A 26,379-nucleotide genomic window follows, 5' to 3' on the forward strand; every position below is an offset into this window, starting at 1 on the left:
ACGGTTAAGGCCGGCAGCATAAGAGCCGTCAACCGACGTTGCGTTCCGCGTTCAGATTCTTTTCCTGGTATCTCGACACTGGACTACCGGTGTTATTCGTTGCCGGGCTGTCGATCCGACGAGCTGTCGACCGTGATTCGAGGCTGACGCAGAGGGCCTCAGACGTTAATATGCCGAGCTTTTAGCGGTGAAGAAATTCTTGATTAGTCAGCTTACGGATAAGGACGAGGGTCAGTGCGCAGGGCTAGGCTCTGACCGTGCCGATGTCGCGATTCTGATGTGTACCTACAATGGTGCAGAGTACCTACGTGGGCAACTCGAATCCATTGCAAGCCAGTCCTTGCAAAGCTGGACGCTTTACGTATCCGACGATTCCTCCACTGACACGACGCTCGGCATCCTTGCTGAATACCAGCGTCAATGGGGCGAGCACAAGCTGGTGATCTTCAATGGGCCTTGCCAGGGGTTCGGCAAAAATTTCATATCCTTGCTGAAACGGCCGGAGGTCCAGTCACGCTACTACGCCTTTAGCGATCAAGACGATGTCTGGCTCAGCGACAAGCTGGAAAGAAGTGTGGAGCGCCTCGATGTATTTGCCGAGCAGACCCCAGCCCTGTATTGCTCAAGAACTCGACTCATCGACGCGACTGGCAAGATCATCGGTTTTTCTCCTCTGTTCTCGCGACCGCCTTCGTTCAGGAATGCACTGGTTCAGAGCCTCGCGGGCGCCAACACCATGCTAGTCAACAACGCTGCGCGTGACCTGTTGCTTCGCGTGCCAGACGACGCGACGATCATCGCTCATGACTGGTTGACTTACATCATCGTCACCGCGTGTGGTGGGCAGGCGATCTACGACGCTGAACCTACGCTCGACTACCGCCAGCATGGCGGCAATCTGATTGGGGCGAATGCGAGCCTCACGGACCGTGTTACCCGCATTAGCAAGATGCTGTCGGGCCGCTTCGTCGAGTGGAATGACATCAACCTTCAGATTCTGAAAGCCATGTCTGCTCAGATGACCGATGACGCTCGTAACGTGCTTCAGCATTTCGATGCGGGCCGCTGCACGAATCTGGCGAAGAGGCTTTGCGAACTGCATCGTTCAGGGGTTTATCGGCAGACGTTTGCAGGTCGCGTGAGCCTGCTCCTCGCTGCGTCCCTCGGAAGAATATGAATCAGCGTTGAGGCATTAAACAGTGCCCTTTCGCCAGTAGGCGGACGAATAAACAGCAGGCAAGCCCCTCACTCGCAAATGTTTGCCCGCACGGCCGGGCAGAATGTTCTGTAGGTCGGCTTATGTTAATGTGTCGGCCTTTGCCTTCACTGCCCGCAGTCGAAGCTAAACCAGCCCTACCTCGCCAGTCTGGTGTTTCGCGAAGCCAAATCAACAGCGTTTTTTAAACTTTACGGAGCAAGTCCTTCACCTGATGAAGTACTTTGCCAACCGGTACAGTGATCGGAGACAAACACGCATGAACGCTACACGCCTTGCCATTCCCGACGTCATCGTTTTCGAGCCTAAAGTTTTTGGTGATGATCGCGGCTTTTTCTTCGAAAGTTTCAATCAAAAGGTGTTCGAAGAGGTGGTAGGGCGCTCCGTGTCCTTCGTGCAAGACAACCACTCCCGCTCTGTAAAAGGCGTCCTCCGCGGCTTGCACTACCAGATCCAGCAATCGCAGGGAAAACTGGTACGCGTGAGCCACGGCGAAGTCTTTGACGTCGCTGTCGACCTGCGCAAGAGTTCCGCGACATTCGGCAAATGGGTGGGCGCCCATCTGAGCGCCGAGAACAAGAAACAAATGTGGATACCGGAGGGGTTTGCCCACGGGTTCGTCGTGTTATCGGAGAGCGCCGAATTCCTTTATAAGACAACCGACTACTGGGCCCCCGAGCACGAACGCAGCCTGGCCTGGAACGATCCCACCGTTGCCATTGAATGGCCGATCAGTGAGCAACCTGCTCTCTCCGCCAAGGATCAGACGGCAGCAAGCTTGCAAGAGGCTGAGGTGTTCGCCTAAAGCCAATCTGGCGAGGACCGCTAACTGCCTTCCAACAGAGCGCGCGCAGGTAAGATATTCGGGCTTAAGCCGGGCTATGCACGTATCTCGTAACTGATCGGGTCACGCCTCTGAGACTCCTCGAGCTGTTTCCCGATCTCGACATTGAAGGAACACACGTGCAAGGGACTCTGAAATAAATGCAGACTTTTTCACCAACGCCCAAAGAGCTGATTGCCAGCGTCTGGCGGCACCGGGCCCTGATTACGGCGATGGTCAAGCGCGAAGTCATCGGGCGCTACAAAGGCTCAATGCTCGGAATGCTCTGGTCGCTCTTCAATCCGATCGTGATGCTCGCCATCTATACCTTTGTGTTTAGCGTGGTTTTCAAAGCACGCTGGAGCGTCGATAGCACCTCCAAAACTGAATTCGCCCTCATGCTCTTCGCAGGCCTGATGATCTTCGGGCTTTTCTCAGAATGCTTAACACGTGCGCCCAGTCTGATCCTGAACAACTCAAATTATGTCAAAAAAGTGGTGTTTCCTCTGGAGATCCTGCCATGGGTGACACTGGGTTCGGCGCTGTTTCATTTTGTTGTGAGTCTCACAGTTTGGCTCGTTGCTTACATGTTTTTGTTCGGCACACCGCATTTGACTGGGTTATACCTGCCTGTGGTGGTGTTGCCATTGATGATGCTGTCAATGGGGCTCGGTTGGTTCCTTGCCTCGCTTGGCGTATTCCTGCGTGATGTCGGGCAGATTGTGGGCGTTCTGACCTCCGTGCTGATGTTTATGAGCCCAATCTTCTATCCCGCCAGCGCGCTGCCTGAATCTTACCGCGGCTATCTGATGTTGAACCCGCTGACGCCGATCATCGAAGACGTGCGAAGAGTTTTGTTTATGGGCACACCTCCGGAAGTAGATCAACTGCTGATCTCCTATGGCATTTCTATAATCGTGTTCTGGCTAGGCTTTGCCTGGTTCCAAAAAAGTCGTAAAGGGTTCGCCGATGTCCTCTGAACATGCAATTGAAATTGAGTCGCTGTCTAAATGCTTTCATATTTATGACACACCACGCGATCGACTTTTGCAGATGTTCTCCATGGGAGAAAAAAAGTACTTCCGCGAGTTCTGGGCGCTCAAAGCCGCTTCATTTTCGGTCAAACGAGGAGAAACCGTTGGGATAGTCGGGCGCAACGGGAGTGGCAAGTCGACTCTCCTGCAGCTGATCTGCGGAACGTTGAATCCGACTTCCGGGGCAATCACTACCAACGGGCGAATTGCTGCGCTGCTGGAATTAGGCTCGGGCTTCAATCCTGAGTTCAGTGGCCGAGAAAACGTCTTCATGAACGCCGCCGTCCTGGGGCTAAGCCAGGAAGAAACCAAACGCCGTTTTCATGACATTGAGTCCTTTGCCGAGATTGGCGACTTCATTGACCAGCCCGTTAAAACTTACTCGAGCGGGATGATGGTGCGACTGGCGTTCGCAGTAGCCATTAACGTTGACGCGCAAATACTTATAATTGACGAAGCATTGGCTGTTGGTGACGAACTATTTCAGCGCAAATGCTATGCAAAGATTGAAGCCCTCAAACAGCTCGGCGCCACGATACTGTTCGTTTCCCATTCCGGCGGAACGGTGATCGAGTTCTGCGACAGAGCAGTACTGTTGGACAGTGGCGAGGTATTGGCAATAGGTCAGCCCAAGGCGATCGTGAGCCGGTACCAGAGGTTGATCTATGCATCGGCAGAAAAGCGCGAGAAAATCAAAAACGAAATTCGGTTACAACTCGCTGATCTATCTGATGAACAGCAGTCGGCCGACGCTCAGGCAGAACCGGAAACTGTCGAAGCTGCATCGAGCAATGACTTCTTTGATCCCAACTTGAAACCTCAGAGCACCGTATCCTATGAGAGCAATGGAGCCCTCATCCTGGAGCCGGCAATCTACACCCGAGCCAACAAACCGGCCAACACCCTGACCCGCGGTGAACATTACTTTTATCGATACAAAGTCAGGTTTAGCAAAAGCGTAAGCAACGTCCGATTCGGGATGATGATAAAGACGACGTCTGGATTCGAGCTGGGAGGAGCTGCATCCAGCCCCGTGGGCGGCGGAATAGTACATGCCGCTGCAGGCCAGGAAATAGACGTGGAATTTCAGTTCAATTGCAAGCTGAACATTGGCACTTATTTTTTGAACGCAGGCGTTACAGGCTTGATCGGAGAGGAAGACACTTATCTGCACCGTATTATCGACGCCTACCTTTTCAAGGTTAGCCCTACAGAAAATGATACTGCGACGGGAGTAGTCGATTTTGACTGTGTCTCCACCGTAAAGGATATTTTCTAATAATTCCTATGTACGTTGAGGTAGCCGAAGCATCGAGTCCCGGCTTGGTGATATCTATCATCGCAAGATTGCCGATATGAATGAGGCTACCCTACCGAAGAGAGGCCTGAACGCCCTCGCTCGGCTGTGTTTATCAGGCCCGAGGCGTCAGGCCGAAGATATCTAGACGCCCGCACCCAGAAACCTTTCTTTGATGCTGGGCATCGATGACTTTGTCGCCCATGATCGGGTAACCTTTGCCACGGCCATAACGCATGATTCAACAAAGACTACCTTTCTAAGTAACGACCATAGTTGGGTTGCACCACAAGTACTCCATACCGATGCAAAGACGGGTAAAACGCTTTTACTACTCAGAGACTCGTTTGCATCGGAGTTACTGCCAATGCTGAAAGAACAATTTGAGACAATCATAACAGCTCATGTACAAGACGGTTTTTTTTCGAAAAGACCTCGTTGAACAATTTAAGCCAGATGTGATCGTAGTCGAAGTTATCGAGTCAGGCACCCGTCATTCGATGAGGGAAATGCCCGAACTGGAACTGAAGGCAGATTAAAGAAGTCACTATAGATTGGTCAGCCCGATCTACAAGACACTGTCCCGTTGGTAGCGCTTGGTACCCGTGTTTTTTCTGACTCGGCTACCTACCCCTCAACATGAGGTGCTTATAAGAGCCTTCGTAAGTACCTCCAATATTGCTCCTTACAACACGGACCAATAATACTTTTTAAGGGGCGAGGTAACGATCCAAGCCGAGCAAGATATCGTTGACCGCGTCCTGAACGCTATAATCAACTGTATTTATCCTTATATCTGGCGCGACCGGCGGTTCGTACACAGAGTCCAGCCCCGTGAAGTTCTTGATCAACCCTGAACGCGCTTTGACATACAGCCCCTTGGGATCCCGTCGCTCACATTCAGCGAGGGGCGTATCAATGAATACCTCGACAAACTTATCCGACCCGATGATCTCCCGCGCCAGTCTTCTGTCGTCGCGGAAAGGCGAAATGAACGCAACTATGACTATCAGTCCGGCATCCGTGAACAGATTAGCGACTTGAGCAATGCGACGGATATTTTCCTTGCGGTCCTGGTCACTGAAGCCAAGATCACCACACAATCCGGTACGTACGTTATCTCCATCTAGAAGATAGGTATGTTTGCCAAGTGCAAGCAGCTCTGTTTCCAACGCATTCGCAATAGTGGATTTACCAGCCCCGCTAAGCCCAGTCAGCCATATTACAACTGGACGCTGCTTTTTCAACGCAGATCTGAGCTGCTGATTAACTGCAGTCTCATAAAAACTCGTATTACTCAAAATCTCTCTCCGTCAACGTCCGCTCGATGTGGCCTACATGTGCGCTGAAAAAGCTGCGTCATTGTGGAAGGGGCTGAACTTCAGCCCGTCAAACTCCGATCCTAGCATACACAGGCATCTGCTCGTATCACCATGCGGATGGCCGAGCCTTCGCGTAGCGGGTGGAGGCAATCGAATCACCACAATCGCCCGGATGGCGAGGCATGGGCTTCATTCGGTAACACAACGAGATGTATGCGATTGCCCGGAAGGTGATGAAAAGCGTCAACTCTTTTTATTTACCAATCATTTGCAATGCAGCCTAGCAACATTTGTATACATAGAAGTCGGATGCACTGGCTACGCCGGATGCCAAGGCGTGGGCGCTGTGGCCGGATCAGCCCTGGGGCGAGCGCCACGGCACGCTGACCAAACCCGCCCCAAACGTTTAGCAGGGGTAAAGCTTGAAAAATACAACCCTCAATATTCAGGCTTCATGGGGTACCACCTGTAAGCGCTAAAGAAGGAAGCGCCGGGATGTGTGCCGAACTCAGTCCGGATTTTGGCTCCGGCAGCGACGGATTAGGGCATAGAGCGCTCTGACAAGTGGCAACAACAAGCTCTATCCAGTATCGTGCCGCACGAGGAAAGGCCAGAACTTCAAGTAGCTCATCGCTACAGAGAACAGGCACCGGCCACCGCGCGTGGTTGGAGGTTAGGTGCCGCGGGCGGAGTACGTTCTGTGTCGCGCCGCTACTCGGATAGCTAGGACGTCGCGGCAAAACGTGGCATAAACTCATCACTCAGGCGATTTTCTAGGAATGGCAAGATGTCGCAATGGTGACGTCTGCGCTTTGTTGAGCGCGGCAACATGGAGGGGCTTTCCGCGCGGAGCACCCTCAGCCGTCATCAATCAGTGGGCATCATGGCTCCAACGATAGATCTCGGCATCTCACAAAGACTTTTTAGAAAGCGATTTGGTAAATGGAAGACGATTCGACAAAGAGCGATAATTCCGGAGCGGACAGCAAAGTCGTACTGGTGCTGGGCATGCATAGAAGCGGCACGAGTGCCATTGCTGCGGGCCTTCAGCAGCTTGGAGTGGTGATGGGGACCTCTCTCTATCGAGGGGACGAATGGAACCCGAAAGGTTATTTTGAAGAGAAGAAATTCGTCGAATTCAACACTCGGTTGTTGGATATGGCCGGGCTCCGCTGGGATTCCGCTTACCCATTCCCCGATAGCGCTGCCTCGCGCTGGGCCCCCCAAAGGACTGCAGCCTACGACTTGGTTGACGAGGTTTTTGGCGATACTCGCGTCTGGGGTTTCAAAGACCCCAGAATGTGCCTGCTTTCGGCTTTCTGGTCTGAGACATTCAGGTCTCGCGGGCTGACGCCTTGCCTGTTGCTGATGCTACGCGATCCTGCAGAAGTCGCGCTCTCATTGAATAGACGTGATGGGATAGCGGTCGAGCGGGCCGGCTGGCTCTGGTTCAATCATCTGCTTGGCAGCTTGGATTATCTCCAGGAGCACTCGGATACGCATTTAATAGATTTTTCTGACCTTCTGCATGCTCCTGCCGAGGTCATGCGAGGCTTGGCAAAATGGATCGGGATTTCCGTCAGCGAAAACTTGGTTGAAAGTTTTGCCTCAGATTTCATCTCTCCGGGGTTAGCGAACGGTAAGGGCACCGCGAAACCGCTAATGCACCCGTTGATCATTAGCGCGTACACGTTTTGGCGCTCTGTGGCGAGCAACGGCATGTCTCCTAATATCGCTTTGCAGAGTCCGGAATGGCTAAGCATAAAAAGATCGTTTGAAGTCGAGATCAAACCAACGCTGCAAGCTGTTCAGAACTTTTTTGCAACGGACCGCCAGCTCACTGTAATGGACTCCCGTTTAATCGAACTTAGCGATGCACTACAGGTTACTGAAGAGCTAGCGCTGAAACGCTTGGCAGAGCTAACCTCGCAGGAGTCGCAATTAAAGCGGACACTTGATGCTCTCGCCTATGCTGAAAAGCTTGCGTTCGAAAGATTAGAGCGGATAGGAGAATTGGAACCGCAATTGAAGCTCACCAGCGATGGGCTAGCGTTTGCAGAAAACCTTGCGTTAACTCGACAAGCGACCATAGAACGGCTGGAGAAAGAGTTCACCCATGCTGCGGTCATCAAAGGCTACGTCGTACCCGCTACTGACGAGGCGGACAGCGACACAAATAAGGACGAGACATCTAAGTGACTAGCGGAGTAGCAGCCCAAGATCAGCACCAGAGCGATCTGCATGATACGTTGATGTGCCAAATCGATCACATCGCACTTCATCCATACGGCTTGTTCGGCTATGGCTGGGCGCTTGATAAAGCGGGCACCATTTCACATGCCACCTTGGAACTTAAATATGCCGACGGACGCATTGAATCCGTCGACGTTTCAACTGGCCGAGTCAGGGAAGAGGTTGCCATTGTCTTTCCTCATCATGCCCAAGCTGGCCAGTCGGGTTTCATGTTGATGGCGGGCTGGAGCGGGGTACCTCCCGAAAATGCGGATTTGGTATTTCAGCTTACAGATGGCAGAGTGGTTCGCAATGACCTCCACACTGCCATCAGCCAAGCCGCTCCAAGGGCAGGGGTAGCGGAAAGCCGCTACCTATTGAGGCGCGCTTGGGGGTACGTAAGGCGAGGCAAGCTAACCCAGTTAGTGCAGAAAGCCATAAGATACGGCAAGAGCAACCCTCGCTTGGGCGAGCCTGATGATCCGAGTGTCTCACAGCGGGTAAGAGGTAAGCACTGCCGTCTTGTGATTGACCACTCGATGGGAGGGGGGGCTAACCTTTTTCGCGAGCGCTTGGTGAAGCAATGGGTAGAGGCAGGTGACACCGTTGTGCTTCTTAGCTTCAAGGTGGCATCAATGGAGCCATTCATAGAAGTCCGTGACGGGGCCGGCAGCTTCGCCTCGGCATTGCAGCCATTAGAGTCGCTCATAGCGCTACTCAAACCTGCCAAGTCGGTAAGACTGTTTTTTAATTGCGCAGTGTCATTCCCGAATCCCGCGCTCATCCAGCAGCTCGTTCTGAATGTGAAGGCAAGGTACAAGTCTGAACTGATCGTTGCGATGCACGACTATTTTCTGGTCTGTCCTTCAAATTTCTTGCTGGACAGCACAGGCGTTTATTGTGGCGTCCCGTCGATCAGCCAATGCGAGTCATGCCTGCCCTACCACGGTGACGGCTTTGTTTCCCTTACGGGTGAGAGATCAATTACCAACTGGCGAAGCGTTTGGGGAGACCTATTCAACGCTGCGGACGAGATACGGTGTTTTTCAGATTCGACCAGACGACTCTTAGGCCGTGCGTACCCGGAAGTGGCAGCGAGGGCTACACTGATTCCCCATGAAGTTCCGCCGCTTCGAACGGTACGAAACAGCCGCGCGGAAGAACCCGTTCTTACAATCGGCGTCATCGGATCCATATCCCATCACAAGGGAGCAGGGGTGGTTGCAGACCTCGCCAAGGCGATCGCCGCTTCGGGCGCCGGTGTACGCATTGTCGTTGTTGGCAGTGTGGACGCATGGTGTCCGCCAGAGGTAGTAACGCAGACCGGCCCGTACAAGCAAGATGATCTGCCCAAGATCATCGAGAAGCACAAAATCAATATTGCCCTGCTGCCATCGATTTGCCCCGAAACTTTCTCGTTTGTTGCGCACGAGATCATCTCAATGAATCTACCAATGATCTGCCTGGACCTTGGTGCCCAGGCTGACATCGTCCGTAGCCAACCTTCAGGACACGTTTCGGCACGTCAAGATGGACCAGGGCTACTTGAAGAAATTATCGCTTTTGATCGCTCCATGCATCCGTTAACAATGAAGGTTATCTCTTGAAAAAAATACACGTTTACACGAGCGCCGCTTGTAACTACATCCCCAAAGTTCGCGCGCTGATTGAGTCGATCAAAAAATTCCACCCTGAGTGGGTCGTCCACTTGGCTTTGTCCGATGAAATTCCGGCAGGTCTTGATCTGTCCGCGGAGCCTTTCGATGAGATTCACCCACTGAGCAGTCTGGATATTCCAAACGCAACAGGATGGGCGTTTTGTCACACAATCGTTGAACTCTCCACCGCAATTAAGCCTTTTCTGCTAGCTCGGCTGCTGGACCGCGAGGACTGCGCGGGTGTTATTTACATGGACCCAGATACTGTTCTCTTTTCGCCTTTGACCGATGTGATTGAGGCACTGGGCCATTCAAATATCGCCCTCACCCCCCATCAAATTGAGCCAGAACCGTCCTTGGCAGCGATCATGGACAATGAGATCTCCAGCCTAAAACACGGCATTTATAATTTGGGTTTCCTGGCCGTAGCGCCAACAGAGGTAGGCAAGCAATTCGCCCGCTGGTGGTCTGATCGTCTGTATTACTTCTGCCGCGCCGAAATTCATAACGGCTTGTTCACCGATCAACGCTGGATCGACTTGGCACCTGCTTTCTTTGAAGGCGTTTGCATTATGCGCACGTCGCGCTTGAACGTTGCACCATGGAACGCCACCACGCGCAAAATTACGGGCGAGCTACCAGATAGTGTGATGGTGGATGGGCAACCTTTGGGTTTCTATCACTTCACAGGTTTCGATAGCGGTGATCATCGTACGATGGCTCGCAAGAACGCGGGCGGACAGGAGACAGTACATGCGCTCATCGAGTGGTATACCCGCACCATCGCCGAGCTGGGCAAAGACCCGCTGAGCAAAGTCGTCTGGGCATTTTCGCGATTTGACGACGGCACGGTAATTCCGAAGCCAGCCCGGTTGATCTACCGAGAGCGACTTGATCTACAGCAGGCTTTCCCGAACCCTTTCTTGACTCAGGAAGGTGGCTATAAAGGATGGTGGGAATCCCAAGGCCGTATCGAATTCCCTTTGTTGTTTGACAAAAATGCTGCTCCAGCAGAAATGGTGCGCTTAACCAGCGCATTAACCCCTGGCTATCAAGCGGGTGGAACCGCCGCAGTGTTCAGCTCAAGCAGAGTACGCGACCACTTTGCTAATGCCATTGATGACCCGCGCCACGGCGTCAAGCTGGCAAAGCGAGCATGGGAAGTACTTCGGACTGAAGGGGTCGCGGGAATCGTGAAGCGAGTTTCGAAATGACGCCTGAGGTGCCTTCAGCAGCGGTACACCACCAAGCGTCGGAGGATCAACAGAGCTATCGATGGCCGGTCGTCTCGAAGTCGCAGGCAGGTGTATTGATTTCGGTTATCGCCGGAGTTGCAGCCTGCACGTGCATCGCGCTTCAGGCTCCTGGACAGGTCTCTATGGACACCAGCGTTCAGCTCTATGAAGCGTCAATCGGGCAGTCTATCAGCTACAACCCGCCCTTCATGTCTGCGCTGATGAGGTGGCTCGGGGGCGGCTCAGTTGCAACTTCGCTTTTGGTGCTGATAAACGCTGTTCTCCTTTACGGCAGCTTTGCCTTGACTGCCGTTTCGGTGGGCAATATGGGCCAAGACCAAGGGCGGGACCACCTCCCTTACTGGCGAATAATCCTCGCAATAGTGATTGTGCTGAACCCGATCATATTCCTGTACGCAGGCATCGTCTGGAAGGATGTGCTGTTCGCGTCACTTCTCACTTCAGGATGTGCTCTAACGCTTGCAGCGAGTACAGGTGGCATTTACAAACGCTATGCCTGCGCACTAGGGGCCATCGCAGTTCTGGCAGCGGGAATGATCACCCGCCAGCAGGGTATCTTTATGGTCCCCTGCATCTTGCTGGCGGTGATTGTAGCTTTGTGGCCAAGCAATTCTCGGAACCAGAAGTTTTACGTGATTGCCGGGGTCATCGCCGCATTCTTAGTAAGCGTTACGGTACTCCAAAAAAGAGTTGACGCAGCTATCAAACCACCCGTGAAGGTCGCGACCTCTGTCGGGTTTCGTAATTTAATGATTTTCGATCTCGCAGGCATGGTAAGTGACTCAGACCGACAGGCAAGCGATTACGCATTCCCAATTAGTCCAGAGCAGCTGACAGCCATCCGTCAGATCTACACACCGGAACGGGTGGACACCTTGGACCGTACCCCGTTTACTCAAGCTTGGGTTGGCCGGCTGCCGAACAGCGAGTTGAGTGATGCGTGGTGGGCGATGCTTAAACAAAATCCAGGGGCTTACGCAGAGCACCGGTTGTCGGCTTTTGGAAAGCTGATAGGTCTATATGGATTGGAGGGCACGCTTCCTATCCACATCGGAGTGGAAGGAAACCCGAGCTATCTTAAACAAGTAGGTATCGGTGAAGGACGCGATCAGCGGAGTCAACTTATCTACGATATTGCGGTGCAATATTTTACTTGGCCTATATACCGTCACTTTTTTTGGTTAGGCGCTCTGGTCCTAGCGGTGGTGATTGGTGTCTATGCCCGCCTGCCACGTCGGCTACTGCTTATCAGTGCACTCATCGCTGCGGCTACCGCTTTGATGTACGCATCTTACCTGCCAACAGCCATTGCCGCAGACTTCAGGTATCTATTTGGTGCAATACCACTGGTCATGATGCTTTTCATGGTATTGCTCATGGGGGGACGAATAACTTATTGGAAACGATGACGGGCCTGCTCCTGTGAGCGTCCCAATAAAGCGTTTTTAGTAGGGGCTATCAATTCGCGCCGAGTGACATTCTTAATGTCAAACGGCGCGAATTTTAATAGAGCCTTTTGAGCATCTCGCCCCACCAAAGCCTTAGTGTTTATCAGGCCTTAACTGTGATGATGATGCCTAAGATGATGACTGCGACACCAATGAAGTACTGAGGCTGAAATTTTTCACCGAAGAACAGATGACTCCCAATTGGCACAATGACAAACGCCAACGCCATTAGCGGATAAACCTTCCCAAGCTCGATCTTCTGCAGCACCCACACCCAGGCAATCGTTGTAATACCATACAGCGCAAAAGCCGAAAACAGTGTGGTAAGGGTAGCTATATCAAAGAAGCTTCCAGTGCGTTGCAGAGTAGAGGCGCTCAATTTGAAGAGAATCTGCCCAGCAGCAATACCAAGGACGCATATAAGCGCTACGAAATAAATCATTTTACTTTCAGCTCGTTGACGGATTTGTTTTTGCGCAACAAATGGAATGCTCGCTTAGGTACCGCCTGAACATCGTGTCCGATAAATGCGAGGATGAACTGGGTACCCAAGATAATTGGCAGCGCTGAAAGCATCACTGTTCCGGCTGGCGTAGGTACACCTGAACTCAGGGACGACGCCCAATGAGAGAACCCGAACACAGAACCTACGATCACCAAAATCAACCCCAAAGGCAGCTCTAACGATGCGAGCGACATGTCACGCAGGTAATAACTATAGAAAATGCGCTTGGCCAGATTCCGCATGTGCTTGACGAAAAACTCGCCAACGATTTTAGATATCTTGAGGTTGCTGACCTCATCGGCGTATTTAGCATCCATCGGAATATCTACGGCAACTGCTCGCAATGTATTCAGACGGAAAAGCATGTCAGTTTCAAAAAAATAACGCCGGCTGATTTTGTTGAAAGGTAGATGGCGCGCAACATCTCGATGGATTGCGGTATAGCCATTGGTCGGGTCAAAAAGATCCCAATAGCCCGAAGAAAGCTTAGTTAAAAACGACAGCGCGGCGTTACCGAACAGACGAATCTTGGGCATCTGACGGATTTCCTCGAGGTCGAAGAACCGGTTCCCCTTGGTGTAGTCTGCCTCACCGTGAATGATGGGGGCGACAAATTCAGGGAGCAAACGAGGGTCCATTTGCCCATCGCCGTCAATTTTCACAAATATGTCCATGCCGTCGGCGATGGCAGCCTGATAGCCAGCCATAACGGCACCGCCCACTCCCTGATTTTGTTCGTTGCGTACGACGACTACTCGAGGATCAGTGCAGTGTTCTTCGACAAAACTGCCAGATTGCTCTGGACAACAGTCGTCGACCGCGTAGATTTTAGTCACCTCGCTTCCAATCTCGGCGATAACACCGAGGATATGTGCCTTGACCTTGTAGCAAGGGATGATTACCGCAATTTTCAAGTCTGTCATTGTCATGGTTTTCGCCGTTTCATACCTTTGATCGATCAAGAACTCACAATCGACATGGAGATCAGAGCCAGGGATGGGTCCACCGAGTGGCAGCCCTTTCGTAAATGGATTCGATGATGTTTTGTCGGCCAGCAGCGCCCGCTCGAAAAGCAGCCATGGTAACCCACTTTAAGGCAGTACTGGCAGTCCTGGTGCCAACCGCGCCAACGGCCTGGTAAAACCGTCGCGCCCATGCCTGGGGCCGATCAAGGGCCGCAGCGACTACCTTCAGATCAAAAGAGGCTTGGCTAACCCTCACTCGCCACCTGTCCGCGCACGGTATTGGGGCACTGTGCCCATTAGCGATGGATGATGTGCTCGACTATAAGTCAGCTCGGCACGGCTTAACAAAAGTCTGGACTTGAGCAATCACACTCATCACACTTCAAAACTTACCAGATACGGGGTCGTGGGAAAAAGCCTAAAAACTAGGTAGCTTCGGCTACTCTCCTTCAGCATGGCTAATAAAAACAACCCAGAACAGGCCACATATAGCATGAAAAAAAGCACTGTCTTGCTTGTCAGGCCGTTAGCATACCCCTGCTTAGAAGGAGTGAGATTTTACGCTGCGCTCATTGTATTCGTTGAGCATGTCCTCTCCGGAATTGTTCTCGAATATTTTAAAATAAGTCCACTTGAGTTTAGCTACTCCTCCGACTCAAGAACGCTTAAGGCGCTATATTATTTAGCGGACGGCAACCATGGCGTAGATATCTTTTTCATCATCAGCGGCTTTTTGATGACAAGACTGATCCAGAAACCAAACTTCTCTTATTCGAGCTTCGTACTCGCCAGAGTTAAGCGCATCTATCCTGCATTTCTCGTGTCGCTACTCATCACCACCCTAATTGTGGTGCAAGTATTTGGATGGCCGTGGAAAATCATGGACTTCCTGGGCAACCTGATTTTTTTAAATGCTTTTCCGGCGTTGGGGGTGATGCCCTACAACCACGTATCTTGGTCGCTCGGATACGAATTCGCTTTCTACGTGATAATACCTGCATTGGCACTGGTACCAGGCAATACAGCTAAAGCCTCCATAAAGTTCGTAATTTTGCTAGCAATTCTGTTCTGCATACCGACTTCGCTCATCCGGTTCGAAGCTCTGTTTGTGGGGGGACTCATCGGGATTTTATCTGAATCATCCCTCAAAGCATTCGCATCCAAAATCCCCCTCTCGATTGCGGTCATTGCTTACCTAAGCTGCGGAGTCATAAAGGCTTTAGGAGTCATTAGCTACCAAAGTTATTATTCCCTATTCCTGGCGTGCGCCGCAGTGCTGTTTGTTAGACTGGTATGGCGAACCTCTGCCCTTGGCTCGTTCCTTATGCTTCCCGCTATGAGAACGCTGGGCACGCTGTCCTATTCGCTATATTTGTATCATTCGGTCATTGCGTCCCTTGTGCTATACAAGCTAACTCCATGGCCCGCGTCGCTTGGGGGTGCCGTATTTGCATTTTTGACGACTTTTGTGCTTACCCTTTTTGCTTCCTATGTGTCGTACATGCTATTTGAAAAGTGGTATTTTAACGCCTCGCGGCATAGAGCTTCAGTCCCATAGCCGCTTGTGGCAGTTCGCGCTCAGCGCTTGAGTTCCGAAGGCTTACAGTTGGCGCCTGTCGTTCAAGCAGGCATTAGGGCCCTGGCGCCTCCTTAAGAGACGGCAGTAGCCCTATAGCAGGTGCCGACTGAGAAGTCGCTTTGCTCTTAGGGCGCAGCGGATAACCTGCGCATGACTTCAATTACCAGCGCTTTAGCATGGACCCGCAACTCAGGTACGGCTGTCGCTTCCCAGTATGTAGCTTTAAGCATCGGCCCAACATAACTAAGCCATGGCGTCGCAATGTCCTGACTGCTCAATACTTCATAGCGAGGTGATACATTAATCCCCAGCCCAAGATTATCTGAGGAAATAATATCGGCGCTGACAAGATTTCGCATCAACTCATCTTCTATTCTAGAGAGGCTAGTGCAAGGTCCAGTGCAATTGATTATCTTGTTGACCGCCACCCGATAAACGCGCTCAGAGCCACGCCGCGCCACGTCGACCTCACAGACATCCCCTTTGATCTCCACTGCGGTAACTCTACCTGCGATGAGTTCAACACTAGAATCCTGTATACCAGCTTCGAAAATGCGAGACGTTTCGGGCGCAATTCTGTGCCGATGTGAGTCCCAATATACCTGGAGGTGTCGCAGGAAACGCCTACGCTCGATTAACGGCAAACGCGACCACAATTCTGGAGTGATATTTCTGAGAGCCGTAATTACCTCCCTCCAATGCTCTGACGAGATACTTATACAGTTCCGTACGATCCTTAAATACGTCCGAACAGTAGGCGCAGCATTAAGAATTAAACTCTGGACATCCGTCGTAAAGCCATCAGCTGGGAGCTGGTCCCTGTGGGCTTTTGGGTGCAGCCCGCGGCGTGAGACCATAAAAACTTGCGCGGACGGCAGGGAGCGTTTGATGGACAATAATACATCGACAGCAGTCAGTCCCGTCCCAATGAGCAGGACCCTGGGAGCATCCTTATGGGCAAGCTCCAAGTGATTCAACCACGGGTCTGCGATATAAAATGGCGAAAATGATTGTGGATTTACAGCCAGTGGATTTGAGGGGGCAAAATTTCCCAGCGCCAGAATGACATGATCAGCCAGGATTTTTGCTCCGCAAGCCATTTCCAACAAGACGTCGCTCCCCTTCTTTTCAACCGAGAGCACGTTACCCGCTACGCGCCGACAGGTGACACGACCTGCGCTTTGCGACTCAGCAACGGCCAGGAGCTCCTCCAAATACACACCGTATAGCGAACGAGAGACGAAACTGCCGGAGTGAGTTTCAGTGTCTAAGCGACGGCAGAAACGCACAAAAGAGTCTGGATCATCCTGCAGTGCGGACATATTGCCAGCAGGCACGTTTAATAGATGGTGTGGGCTACTCGTTCCGTATGCTAAACCCCGCGCCATTTTGCCAGAACGATTTACCAGTATTAATTCTGCTCCTTGGGGAGCATGTCTCATGAATTCAACCGCAGCTACAGTGCCACTGAATCCCGCGCCGATGATCACCACGCGCCTCATACATATTCCTCTACCTGATTCGCAGCTAAGTTCCACCAAAGGCAAAACAAGATTCGGTACCGATTGCCGCGGTTGGACCCCGCACGTCTCCTGGCCCCATATGAACAAATGACTCGTATTCCGGGCGCATCAATCATCATGCCTGGTTTTCTCTTCCGATGAGGACCTCAGGATTTAAATCTACTTCCAGCCACAATTGATCCGACACACGCCAGCGTGAAGGCGATCTGGTCGCGGCGACGGCGGCGACACTTGCGGGCGGTCAACGCCAGCCATAATCGTGAACTGATATGTGGCGCACCGTCAGGGTGACTATCTAGAAGCGATCCAACTATTGACACCTGAGCGAACCACCAACCGTTCAGGGCTTTCTTCGCCCGTGCGATTGCTGTGCTGAATCCAGTATTCACCCCAACCTGATTATCCGCATGCTGCCGATAATCCATCCCAGGCACTGGATCGATAAACCACGTAAACCCATGGCTGCGCGCGTACGCATAACAAAACCAGTCATGCAACGCGACGTCCTGCACCCTCTCCCACTCATCCACGATCAGCCTCTTGAACCCCGCTGCTAGCGCTGGCTTGAGCACATACGTGCATCCCGGCCCCGCGGCTTCGAAGAGGTGATCCCATTGCACCTGAGGCTGGGCTTTGTCGACAAGCATTCTTCGGCCATCGGGCCAGAAGGCGACGACGTTACTGGAGTAACCGTCAACATCGTCCGAACGCAGTTTTGCAACCGCACGCTCAAGCTTGTCGGGATACCAGATATCGTCTTGGTCGGAGAAGGATACAAAATCGTATTCGCCGATATCGACATCGCGTATCAGGCGGAAGAAGTTGCGTGCGGCGCCCTTGAATGGGCCTGCAGAAGGGAGCAACGTTACGTTAGGGTGAGTCGCCGCGTACTCGGCGCACCAGCCTTCGGTACCATCGGTCGACGGGTCGACGCTGATGTAGATGCTGACGTGCACATTGGTCTGCGCGAGGATAGAGGCAATCTGCTCCTCTATCCACGACATGCCGTTATAGGCAGCCAACAGCACAGCGACTTCGGGTAACTCAAAAGACATGCTGTTGGCAGCCTATTCGTTCAAAGGTCTATCACGCGTTGCCGTGGTCAAGCATCTTTTGCAAGTACTGTCCGTACCCGGTTTTCTTCAGCTTTTCAGCTTGGGAAGCGACCTGCTCTTCGGTGATCCAGCCGTTGGTGTAACCGATCTCTTCGAGGCATGCCACTTTCCAGCCTTGGCGCTGTTCGATGGTGTGGACAAAGTGGCTGGCTTCCAGCAGCGATTCGTGGGTACCGGTGTCCAGCCAGGCGAAGCCGCGACCCAGCATTTGTACAGTCAGGCTCTTCTGCTCAAGGTAGACACGATTGACGTCGGTAATTTCAAGCTCGCCCCGCTCGGACGGTTTGATGTTTTTCGCGATCTCGACAACCTGGTTGTCGTAGAAATACAGACCGGTCACCGCATAGCTTGATTTCGGCGCTGCTGGCTTTTCTTCGATGCTCAGTGCGCGGCCGTCCTTGTCGAACTCAACCACCCCAAAACGCTCCGGATCGTTGACGTGGTAGCCGAACACGGTCGCGCCTTCGGTCTGCTCGCCGGCGGCGCGCAGGTTGTCCGAGAAGTGTTGGCCGTAAAAGATGTTGTCGCCCAGGATCAGGCAGCAAGGGTCTTTGCCGATGAACTCTTCGCCAATGATAAAGGCTTGGGCGAGGCCATCCGGGCTAGGCTGTTCGGCGTAGGTCAGTTCGATGCCGTATTGACTGCCATCGCCGAGCAACTTGCGGAAGCTCGGCAAATCGTCGGGCGTCGAAATGATCAAAATTTCGCGCATGCCAGCCAGCATGAGCACCGACAACGGGTAGAAAATCATTGGCTTGTCGTAGATCGGAAGCATCTGCTTGGAAACGCCCAGTGTCAGCGGGTGCAGGCGAGTGCCCGAACCGCCGGCCAGAATGATTCCTTTACGATTGGTCGTGTTCATTTGTTCAGAGCTTCCATAAGCATGCGGGTTACGCCACTTTGCCAATCCGGCAAGTGTAGAGAAAAGGTCTCGCGTAGCTTGTCCGTCGCAAGGCGCGAATTCAGCGGACGACTAGCGGGTGTAGGGTATTCGGTGGTTGCGATCGGGCTTATCGTCTCGACCGCCAGCACTTCACCGTTAGCGCGAGCGAAATCGATGACGTAGCTCGCGTAGGCGTGCCACGAGGTCTCGCCGGCAGGAGCGAGGTGGTAAATGCCGCACAGCTCAGGGTTGACCAGCGCTTTTTGAAGCGCGGCCACCGCCACGTCCGCCAGCAGATCAGCGCCAGTCGGCACCCCGATCTGATCGGCGATCACGTTTAACGAGGCGCGGTCTTTGGCCAGGCGCAGCATGGTTTTCGCGAAATTGTTGCCACGCGCCGCATACACCCAGCTGGTGCGGAATATCAGGTGCTTGCAGCCCGAAGCGACAATCAACTGTTCGCCTTCCAGCTTGGTGGCGCCGTAGTAATTGACCGGCGCGACGGCGTCGGTCTCTTTCCACGGCTTCATGCCACTGCCGTCGAACACGTAGTCGGTCGAGTAGTGCACCAGCAGCGCGTCGAGACGCTTGGCTTCTTCGGCCATCACCTGGCTCGCCAACGCGTTGATGGTGTGTGCCAGTTCGCGCTCGGTTTCGGCTTTGTCTACTGCGGTGTAAGCAGCCGCATTGACGATGACCTGCGGCGACACGCTACGGATGGCTTCGCGCAGACCGGCGAGGTCCGACAAGTCGCCCACCAGCGTGCCGTAGGGAGTGGCGGCCGGATGGCGATCAAGTGCAATCACTTCGCCCAATACACTCAAGGCGCGTTGCAGCTCCCAGCCGACCTGGCCGTTTTTACCGAGCAGGAGGATTTTCATTCTTTGTCTTCGCGCTCTGCGTAGTTCTTGTCGATCCACTGTTGGTAGCTGCCGCTTTTAACGTGCGAAACCCACTCAGGATTATCGAGGTACCACTGCACGGTCTTGCGGATCCCGGATTCGAAGGTTTCTTCGGGAACCCAGCCTAGCTCACGCTGAATTTTGCTGGCGTCGATCGCATAGCGCAGATCGTGGCCCGGACGGTCTTGAACATAAGTCAGCAGCTCAACGTGAGGACGGAACGCTGAATCAGGACGCAATTCGTCGAGCAATGCACAAACGGTGCGCACGACTTCGATGTTCTGTTTCTCGTTGTGACCGCCGATGTTGTAGGTCTCGCCCACTTCGCCTTCAGTAACGACTTTGTAGAGCGCACGGGCGTGGTCTTCGACAAACAGCCAGTCGCGGATCTGGTCGCCTTTGCCGTAGATCGGCAGCGGCTTGCCTTCCAGCGCGTTGAGAATGACCAACGGGATCAGTTTCTCGGGGAAGTGGAACGGCCCGTAGTTGTTCGAGCAGTTCGTCACCAGCGTCGGCAGGCCATAGGTGCGCGCCCAAGCGCGGACGAGGTGGTCGGAGCTTGCCTTGCTCGCTGAATATGGCGAGCTTGGCTGATACGGGGTGGTTTCGGTGAAGAGATCTTCCGGCCCATGGAGATCGCCGTACACTTCGTCGGTTGAAATGTGGTGAAAGCGGAATGCAGACTTCCGGCTCTCGTCCAGCGCAGACCAATAACCGCGTGCGGCTTCAAGCAACACGTAAGTGCCGATGATGTTGGTCTGTATGAACTCGGACGGCCCGCTGATGGAGCGGTCAACATGGGACTCGGCCGCCAGGTGCATCACGGCATCCGGCTGATGCTCGCGGAATACGCGATCAAGGTCTTCGCGGTTGCAGATGTCGACGTGTTCGAAGGCATAGCGCCCGTTCTGGTCAACTGTTTGCAGCGACTCAAGGTTACCCGCGTAAGTCAGCTTGTCGACGTTGACGACCGAATCGGTGGTGTTGGCAATGATGTGCCGTACGACTGCTGAGCCGATGAAGCCTGCGCCGCCAGTAACTAAGATCTTCACGCGAAATTCATACCCTGAGTGTTGGCAACTTTGCGCGCTGCCGGGTCCATGGAAAGCGAGGGTGCCAGAAAATGGTCAGCCTCTTGTGCGAATCAACTGTCGGATACGTCCGAACACAGGTACCGACGATCAACGAAATGAACAGACCGCATTTTAACGGCAACGTCCATTATTACTACAGGGTGTTCAAGGCGCCTTAAGGCTTGCGCTTACGCGGCCCGGTGTTGAACACCGGTACTTTGCGCACTGGCTTGATGGCCGGTACTTCATGCGCCGCTTCGCCGCTATCCACCCATTTGCCCAGATTGCGTTTGCCGCCTCCGCCACTGGTTTTGAGTTTCTTTGGCTTCTTCGGCTTTTTCAGAATCTGCCCGGTCGCGTCGGTGGCCGGCACGCGGTGTTCCGGAATGAAGTCGGGTTCTTCACGGCGCTGCAGGGTCTGGCGGGTAAGCATTTCGATGGCACTGAGCAGGTCGACTTCGTCGGCGCACACCAGAGAGATCGCTTCCCCTGTCTGCCCCGCGCGACCGGTGCGGCCGATGCGGTGGATGTAGTCTTCGGCAACGATCGGCAGGTCGAGGTTGACCACGGTCGGCAGGTCGTCGATGTCCAGACCGCGAGCCGCCACATCGGTGGCGACCAGGATCTGCACGTCACCGCTCTTGAAGCGATCCAGCGCACGCTGGCGAGTGGCCTGAGGTTTGTCGCCGTGAATGCCGTCTGCGTTGAGGCTCAGGCCTTGCAGGCGCTCGACCAACTGGTCGACACCGACGCGGGTTTTCGCGAACACCAGCACCTGACCCCAGCGATGCTTCTTGAGCAGATGAATGAACAGCTCGCTCTTGCGCTTCTTGTCGACGGTGACGATCCACTGCTTGACCGACGACGCCGCCACGTTGCGCGGGCTAACCTCGATGGTCAGCGGGTTGTCGAGCATCTGCCCGGCCAACGCGCGAATCGCATCGGAGAAGGTCGCGGAGAACAGCAGCGTCTGACGGCGCTTCGGCAGCGCGGCGTAGATGTCGCGCAGCTCTTCGGAAAAGCCGAGATCGAGCATGCGATCGGCTTCGTCGAGGATCAGGGTCTGCAGTTGGGAGAACTTCACCGCGTTCTGGCGATACAGGTCGAGCAGCCGGCCGGGAGTGGCGACCAGCACATCAACGCCTCGGCGCAGTTTCATCATTTGCGGGTTGATGCTGACGCCGCCGTAGGCCGCGTAAGTGGTCAGCGGCAGGTGCTCGGCGTATTGCGCGATGGCTTCGTGAACCTGTTCGGCCAGTTCGCGGGTCGGCACCAGCACCAGCGCACGGACGGAATTGGCAGCGACCTTCGGGCCTTCCATGGTCAGGCGTTGCAGCAGTGGCAGCGCGAAACCTGCGGTCTTGCCGGTGCCGGTCTGGGCGGCGGCCATGAGGTCGCGGCCTTCGAGCACGGGCGGAATCGCCTGGGCCTGAACGGGGGTGGGAGTCTGATAGCCCAGTGTTTCGAGGGCACGCAGCAGGGGTTCGATCAGGCCGAGGGAGGCGAATGTCATTTCAGTACCGTTGGAAAAAGGTCAGCGCACAAGAGTCTGTAGAAGACAATGGCGCGCAGTTTACCCTTTCTACACCGGTTTCTGCTTGCGCCACTGCGGCAGGCCGATGAGCACGACGGCGCTGATGATCACCGCCATCGCCGCACCTTCCGCCCAGCCGATGTGTTCGCCGGCGAACAACACGCCCAGCAACACCGCCACCGCCGGGTTGACGTAGCAATAGCTGGTCGCGGCGGCAGGCCGCACGTTCTTCAGCAGGTACATGTAGGAGCTGAACGCGACGATGGAGCCGAACACCACCAGATAGGCCATGACCAGCCAGCCGGACAGGCCGGGAGACTGGGTCATGCGTTCGCCGCTGATGAAGCTGCCGAGCAACAGCACCGCGCCGGCCACCAGCATTTCGCAGGCGCTGGCCATCGGCCCGGCGGGCAATGGCAAGTAGCGGCTCCACACCGAACCGAACGCCCAGGTCGCGGCGGCGAAGATCACCAGCGCGGCGCCCATGGGGCTGGCCTGCAGGTTCGAGCCGAGGTTGAGCAAGGAGATGCCGACGAGACCGAGCAGGATGCCCGCCCATTCAAGCCCGGTATTGCGATGGCCCCAGAACAGGCCGAACAACAAGGTGAACAACGGCACTGAGGCCACCGCCAGTGCAGCGACGCCAGAGGCAACGCCAGCATGTTCCGCCAAAGTAACGCCGCCGTTGCCGCAGGCGAGCAACAGAAAGCCGATCATCCCGGCGGATTTCCACTGCTTCCAGGTCGGCATCGGCGCGCCACGAAAGCGCATGAAGGCGAAAAGGATGGAGCCGGCGATGGTGAAACGCACCCCGGCCATCATCAGTGGAGGCCAGGTTTCAATACCGATGCGGATGGCGAGATAGGTTGAGCCCCAGATCACATAAAGCGCGAAAAAGGCCCCGATGAGCAGCAGGGGAAAACGGCGGGCGGCAGGCATGAAAGGCTCTAGTACAGTCGTTTATTGTGGGACTGATTCTAGAAATGTCCGAGCGGGTGACGTCAGTTACAAATGAGGTTTATTCGACCCGTACACTTTCTCGGGGGCTGAAGCGGGGGTTTAGTGCGGCTGGCTGAAGCCAGTCCCGCTGAGCGCGTTCATCCAGTGGGACTGGCTTTAGCCGGGATGGCTTCGGTTGTCACATTGCAAACTTGATATTGAACATACTGGCCTCTTCCCGGCTAAAGCCGGTCCCACTAACAGATTGCGTACACCCGTGGGACTGCTTTAGCCGGGAAGACGTCGGTTGTCGCGCTGCAAAAGTGATGTCGAACGCGCTGGCCTCTTCCCGGCTGAAGCCGGTCCCACTAACAGCACGCGTTCATCCAGTGGGACTGGCTTTAGCCGGGAAGACGTCGGTTGTCACGCTGCAAATTTGATGTCTAATACGCTGGCCGCTTCCCGGCTGAAGTTGGTCCCACTAAGGGCACGCGTTCATCCAGTGGGACTGGCTTTAGCCGGGATGGCTTCGGTTGTCACGCTGCAAATTTGATGTCGAACATGCTGGCCTCTTCCCGGCTAAAGCCGGTCCCACTAACAGCACGCGCTCATCCACCCCTATTGACCCGCGGCGAGCCCCCGGTGCTTGCTGATCGCATCCGCAATTTTCTTCGCCGGGACTTTTTGCAGGCTGCACAGCAACTGGTGGGAAACGCCGGCGAGACCGTGGGTGTCGCGCAGTTGATGGCCCAGGTGCAGCGTAAGGTTGGCGGCCATTTCGGCATCGGCCATGGCCCGGTGAGCCTTGCCGGTGTGGGGCAAGCCGGCCCAACTGGTGAGGGTGCCGAGTTTGTGGTTTGGCGCGTGTGGCAGCAGACGTCGCGCCAGCAGCATCGAGCAGGCGAAGCTTTGCACGCGATTGCGCTTGATGCGCGACAGCTCGAAGTCCCAGAACTTCTGGTCGAACGAGGCGTTATGCGCCACCAGGGGTGTCAGGCCGACGAACTCGGCGACTTCGTTCATGACCCGTTCAGCCGGCGGCGCGGTGCGCAGCATGCTGTTGCTGATGCCGGTCAGGGACTCAATGAAAGACGGGATGCGCACGCCAGCGTTCATCAGGCTTTGATAGCGCTCGACGATAACGCCCTGCTCCACGATCACCACAGCGATTTCCGTGGCGCGGCAGTAGCTGCTGGGGGAAATGCCAGTGGTTTCGAAGTCGATGACGGCGATACGTTCTTGCATAGAGTGGCCTTCAGAAATAGCGGGTGGTGCGTTTTGTTTGGTGTGTTGCGGCGCTTGATAAGCGCGTGTTGCATCAGGTCTTGAGCAGCAACCCGCCCTCGATCGGCACATAACGGCTGGCCGCGCGGATTAGCGAATTGGCGGTCAACCCGGGCACGCCGTAGGCAATCGCTTCGACGCCGTGCTTGCTGATGATGCGCTCCAGCAGCAGGTCAAAATCCCCATCGCCGGATGCCAGCACGACTTCGTCGACATTCGGCGCGACGTCCATGATGTCGATGGTGATACCCACGTCCCAGTCGCCTTTAGCCGAGCCGTCGCTGCGCTGGATGTAGGGTTTGAGTTTGACGGTGAAACCGAGGTTGCGCAGGATCTGCTGGAATTGCTGCTGCTTGCTGTCGCCGCGGTCAATGGCATACGCATAGGCCTCGACGATCTGCCCGCGCTGGCTGATGTCAGCCCACAGGGCGGCGTAATTGAAGTGGCAACCGTGAGCCTGACGCACTGTGTAATACAGATTCTGTACGTCGGCGAAGACCGCGATTCTTCTCACCCAAATTCCTCGATGCGCTGACAAGCGACAAGGGCCCGAAGACCGGACCGGCGCTCAGTATGCCAGTTTGGGGACGGGATTGAAGGATTGGGTGCGGAGGCCCGCTAGCCAGCAACGCTTTAGCAACGCTGCAGATGCACGGGCCACGATGGAATTAACTGTGAGCGAGCTTGCTCGCGAAGGGGCCGGGACACACGCTGGATATTTAGCGTCTGATACGCCGTCTTCGTGAGCAAGGTGGAGCGCCACTCTGGTCACTCCCACAGGGAGGCGTTAGCTGCGGGTCTCAGATGAACGAATCGTCTTCATCAAACAAGCCACCACCGGTGTCGCTGCCGTAATCGGTATCGGCGAAGCCATTGGAATCACTGCCCCAGGCGTCGTTGCCGGTACTGTCATTACCCGTCACGCGCTGCTGGTCATCCCACCAACCGCCGCTGCCGCCCTGATCATGCTCGGCAGCAGGCTGGGCCGGCTGCTCCTGGATGATCTCGACGATTTCCTGCGGTTGGCTGTTGTGGTGGAACAGGCTGCTGATGCCCTCCGCCAGCATCACACCACCGGCCACGCCCGCTGCGGTTTTCAGCGCGCCGCCGAGGAAACCACTGCCGACCGGTGCAGCCGGTGCCTGTTGCGGCTGGGCATAATTTTGCTGTGGTTGAGCATAGTTTTGCTGCGGTGCGCTCGCCGGACCACTTTCACGCCAGCCGCCCGAGGAAGGCTGCGGACTGGAAGGACGGGAAAACGACGAAGCCGGCTGCTGAGCCTGTGGCTCGCGGGAACCGCCGCCAAAGATGCTCGACAGAAAGCCACCGCCATTGCCGGACTGCGCGGGTGCGCCGGATTTGGCCCGCTCCAGTTCAGCCCGCAGTTGTTGAATCTGCTCGTCGCGCTGACGGCTCTGGGCCTCCAGCTGCTTGATCGCGACTTCCTGCACCAGAATCGACTGCGCCATGTAATAAGGCGCGGCAGGCTGGCGAGTCAGGTGCTCCTTGATCAGCGCTTCGGCCTGCGCATCACGGGGGGCCGACTCGGTTTCTGCTTGTTTGAGCTTGCCAAACAAGCCATCGATCAGGGTTTGTTCTTCGCTGTTCATGGCGACCTCGTTAGATTGCCGTAGGAATTCTGTTCTGGGCCATTGCCCGGACACATCCAGGTAATGGGGCTGTTCAAGGGCGTTTCAATAGGATGTACAAAAAGTTAAGAAGGACGGTCTGCCGCCGCCGGTTGGCCCGTTTTACAGCTCTACGTTACAGTGTCGGCCTGCTTATCCTTGT

The 26,379-nt window shown here is 54.7% G+C and carries 22 protein-coding genes; 9 read left to right on the forward strand and 13 right to left on the reverse strand.

Annotation, left to right across the window (positions count from 1 at the left end; translation table 11 throughout):
- Positions 1-199: 199 nt before the first annotated feature.
- The 4 genes from FX982_RS04360 to FX982_RS04375 all read left to right on the forward strand — a co-directional run bounded on the left by FX982_RS04360 (position 200) and on the right by FX982_RS04375 (position 4,352).
- Positions 200-1,177: a glycosyltransferase family 2 protein gene (locus FX982_RS04360; protein WP_438826315.1), complete on the forward strand. Its 978-nt coding sequence runs from the start codon at positions 200-202 to the stop codon at positions 1,175-1,177.
- Positions 1,178-1,475: 298 nt separating this feature from the next.
- Entirely contained in the window at positions 1,476-2,021 is a 546-nt protein-coding gene (rfbC, locus tag FX982_RS04365; protein WP_172609787.1) for a dTDP-4-dehydrorhamnose 3,5-epimerase, read from the forward strand.
- 179 nt (positions 2,022-2,200) lie between these two features.
- Entirely contained in the window at positions 2,201-3,019 is an 819-nt protein-coding gene (locus tag FX982_RS04370; RefSeq protein ID WP_172609788.1) for an ABC transporter permease, read from the forward strand.
- A complete protein-coding gene (locus tag FX982_RS04375) occupies positions 3,009-4,352 on the forward strand; it encodes an ABC transporter ATP-binding protein (RefSeq protein WP_172609789.1) in 1,344 nt (447 codons plus the stop codon). The genes FX982_RS04370 and FX982_RS04375 overlap by 11 nt, the downstream gene beginning before the upstream one ends.
- A gap of 728 nt (positions 4,353-5,080) precedes the next feature.
- Here FX982_RS04375 and cysC read toward each other — a convergent pair.
- Positions 5,081-5,674, reverse strand: a complete 594-nt coding sequence (cysC, locus tag FX982_RS04380; protein ID WP_172612977.1) for an adenylyl-sulfate kinase — start codon at positions 5,672-5,674, stop codon at positions 5,081-5,083.
- A gap of 960 nt (positions 5,675-6,634) precedes the next feature.
- On the opposite strand from cysC, the gene FX982_RS04385 reads away from it, so the two are divergent.
- The 4 genes from FX982_RS04385 (at position 6,635) to FX982_RS04400 (ending at position 12,247) form a co-directional block, all read left to right on the forward strand.
- Positions 6,635-7,891, forward strand: a complete 1,257-nt coding sequence (locus FX982_RS04385; protein ID WP_172609790.1) for a sulfotransferase family protein — start codon at positions 6,635-6,637, stop codon at positions 7,889-7,891.
- Entirely contained in the window at positions 7,888-9,531 is a 1,644-nt protein-coding gene (locus FX982_RS04390; protein WP_172609791.1) for a glycosyltransferase, read from the forward strand. Before FX982_RS04385 ends, FX982_RS04390 begins: the two co-directional genes overlap by 4 nt.
- A complete protein-coding gene (locus FX982_RS04395) occupies positions 9,528-10,796 on the forward strand; it encodes a glycosyl transferase (RefSeq protein WP_122536933.1) in 1,269 nt (422 codons plus the stop codon). Before FX982_RS04390 ends, FX982_RS04395 begins: the two co-directional genes overlap by 4 nt.
- A gap of 164 nt (positions 10,797-10,960) precedes the next feature.
- Positions 10,961-12,247 carry a hypothetical protein gene (locus tag FX982_RS04400; RefSeq protein WP_172609792.1) on the forward strand — a complete coding sequence of 429 codons (1,287 nt, stop codon included), beginning with the start codon at positions 10,961-10,963 and terminating at the stop codon, positions 12,245-12,247.
- Between the two features lie 142 nt (positions 12,248-12,389).
- Here FX982_RS04400 and FX982_RS04405 read toward each other — a convergent pair whose 3' ends face one another.
- A complete protein-coding gene (locus FX982_RS04405; protein WP_122536931.1) occupies positions 12,390-12,728 on the reverse strand; it encodes an EamA family transporter in 339 nt (112 codons plus the stop codon).
- The gene (locus FX982_RS04410) at positions 12,725-13,720 is read right to left on the reverse strand and encodes a glycosyltransferase family 2 protein (protein WP_122536930.1); all 996 of its coding nucleotides are present in this window, start codon (positions 13,718-13,720) and stop codon (positions 12,725-12,727) included. The genes FX982_RS04405 and FX982_RS04410 overlap by 4 nt, the downstream gene beginning before the upstream one ends.
- 529 nt (positions 13,721-14,249) lie before the next feature.
- Between FX982_RS04410 and FX982_RS04415 the strand changes: the two genes are divergently transcribed.
- Positions 14,250-15,314, forward strand: coding sequence for an acyltransferase family protein (locus FX982_RS04415; protein ID WP_172609793.1), 1,065 nt, complete (start codon positions 14,250-14,252; stop codon positions 15,312-15,314).
- A 146-nt stretch (positions 15,315-15,460) separates the two neighbouring features.
- On the opposite strand, the gene FX982_RS04420 is transcribed toward FX982_RS04415, so the two are convergent.
- From FX982_RS04420 to FX982_RS04465, 10 genes are all read right to left on the reverse strand, one after another.
- Entirely contained in the window at positions 15,461-16,837 is a 1,377-nt protein-coding gene (locus FX982_RS04420; protein WP_172609794.1) for an FAD/NAD(P)-binding protein, read from the reverse strand.
- A gap of 167 nt (positions 16,838-17,004) precedes the next feature.
- A complete protein-coding gene (locus FX982_RS04425) occupies positions 17,005-17,913 on the reverse strand; it encodes a glycosyltransferase family 2 protein (RefSeq protein WP_172609795.1) in 909 nt (302 codons plus the stop codon).
- 31 nt (positions 17,914-17,944) lie between these two features.
- Positions 17,945-18,835, reverse strand: coding sequence for a glucose-1-phosphate thymidylyltransferase RfbA (gene rfbA, locus FX982_RS04430; RefSeq protein ID WP_122536926.1), 891 nt, complete (start codon positions 18,833-18,835; stop codon positions 17,945-17,947).
- A complete protein-coding gene (rfbD, locus tag FX982_RS04435) occupies positions 18,832-19,737 on the reverse strand; it encodes a dTDP-4-dehydrorhamnose reductase (protein ID WP_172609796.1) in 906 nt (301 codons plus the stop codon). Before rfbD ends, rfbA begins: the two co-directional genes overlap by 4 nt.
- On the reverse strand, positions 19,734-20,810 hold the full coding sequence (gene rfbB / locus FX982_RS04440; RefSeq protein WP_122536924.1) for a dTDP-glucose 4,6-dehydratase: 1,077 nt from the start codon (positions 20,808-20,810) through the stop codon (positions 19,734-19,736). The genes rfbD and rfbB overlap by 4 nt, the downstream gene beginning before the upstream one ends.
- Before the next feature lie 196 nt (positions 20,811-21,006).
- Positions 21,007-22,344: a DEAD/DEAH box helicase gene (locus FX982_RS04445; RefSeq protein WP_172609797.1), complete on the reverse strand. Its 1,338-nt coding sequence runs from the start codon at positions 22,342-22,344 to the stop codon at positions 21,007-21,009.
- Positions 22,345-22,413: 69 nt separating this feature from the next.
- Positions 22,414-23,304, reverse strand: coding sequence for a drug/metabolite exporter YedA (yedA, locus tag FX982_RS04450; protein WP_172609798.1), 891 nt, complete (start codon positions 23,302-23,304; stop codon positions 22,414-22,416).
- Positions 23,305-23,922: 618 nt separating this feature from the next.
- Complete coding sequence (locus FX982_RS04455) at positions 23,923-24,549, reverse strand: 3'-5' exonuclease (protein WP_172609799.1); 627 nt, start codon at positions 24,547-24,549, stop codon at positions 23,923-23,925.
- A gap of 73 nt (positions 24,550-24,622) precedes the next feature.
- On the reverse strand, positions 24,623-25,102 hold the full coding sequence (locus FX982_RS04460) for an NYN domain-containing protein (RefSeq protein ID WP_108121635.1): 480 nt from the start codon (positions 25,100-25,102) through the stop codon (positions 24,623-24,625).
- 286 nt (positions 25,103-25,388) lie between these two features.
- Entirely contained in the window at positions 25,389-26,198 is an 810-nt protein-coding gene (locus FX982_RS04465; protein WP_172609800.1) for a DUF2076 domain-containing protein, read from the reverse strand.
- Positions 26,199-26,379 lie beyond the last annotated feature (181 nt).

Source organism: Pseudomonas graminis (assembly GCF_013201545.1).
In the GTDB taxonomy this organism is placed as follows: domain Bacteria; phylum Pseudomonadota; class Gammaproteobacteria; order Pseudomonadales; family Pseudomonadaceae; genus Aquipseudomonas.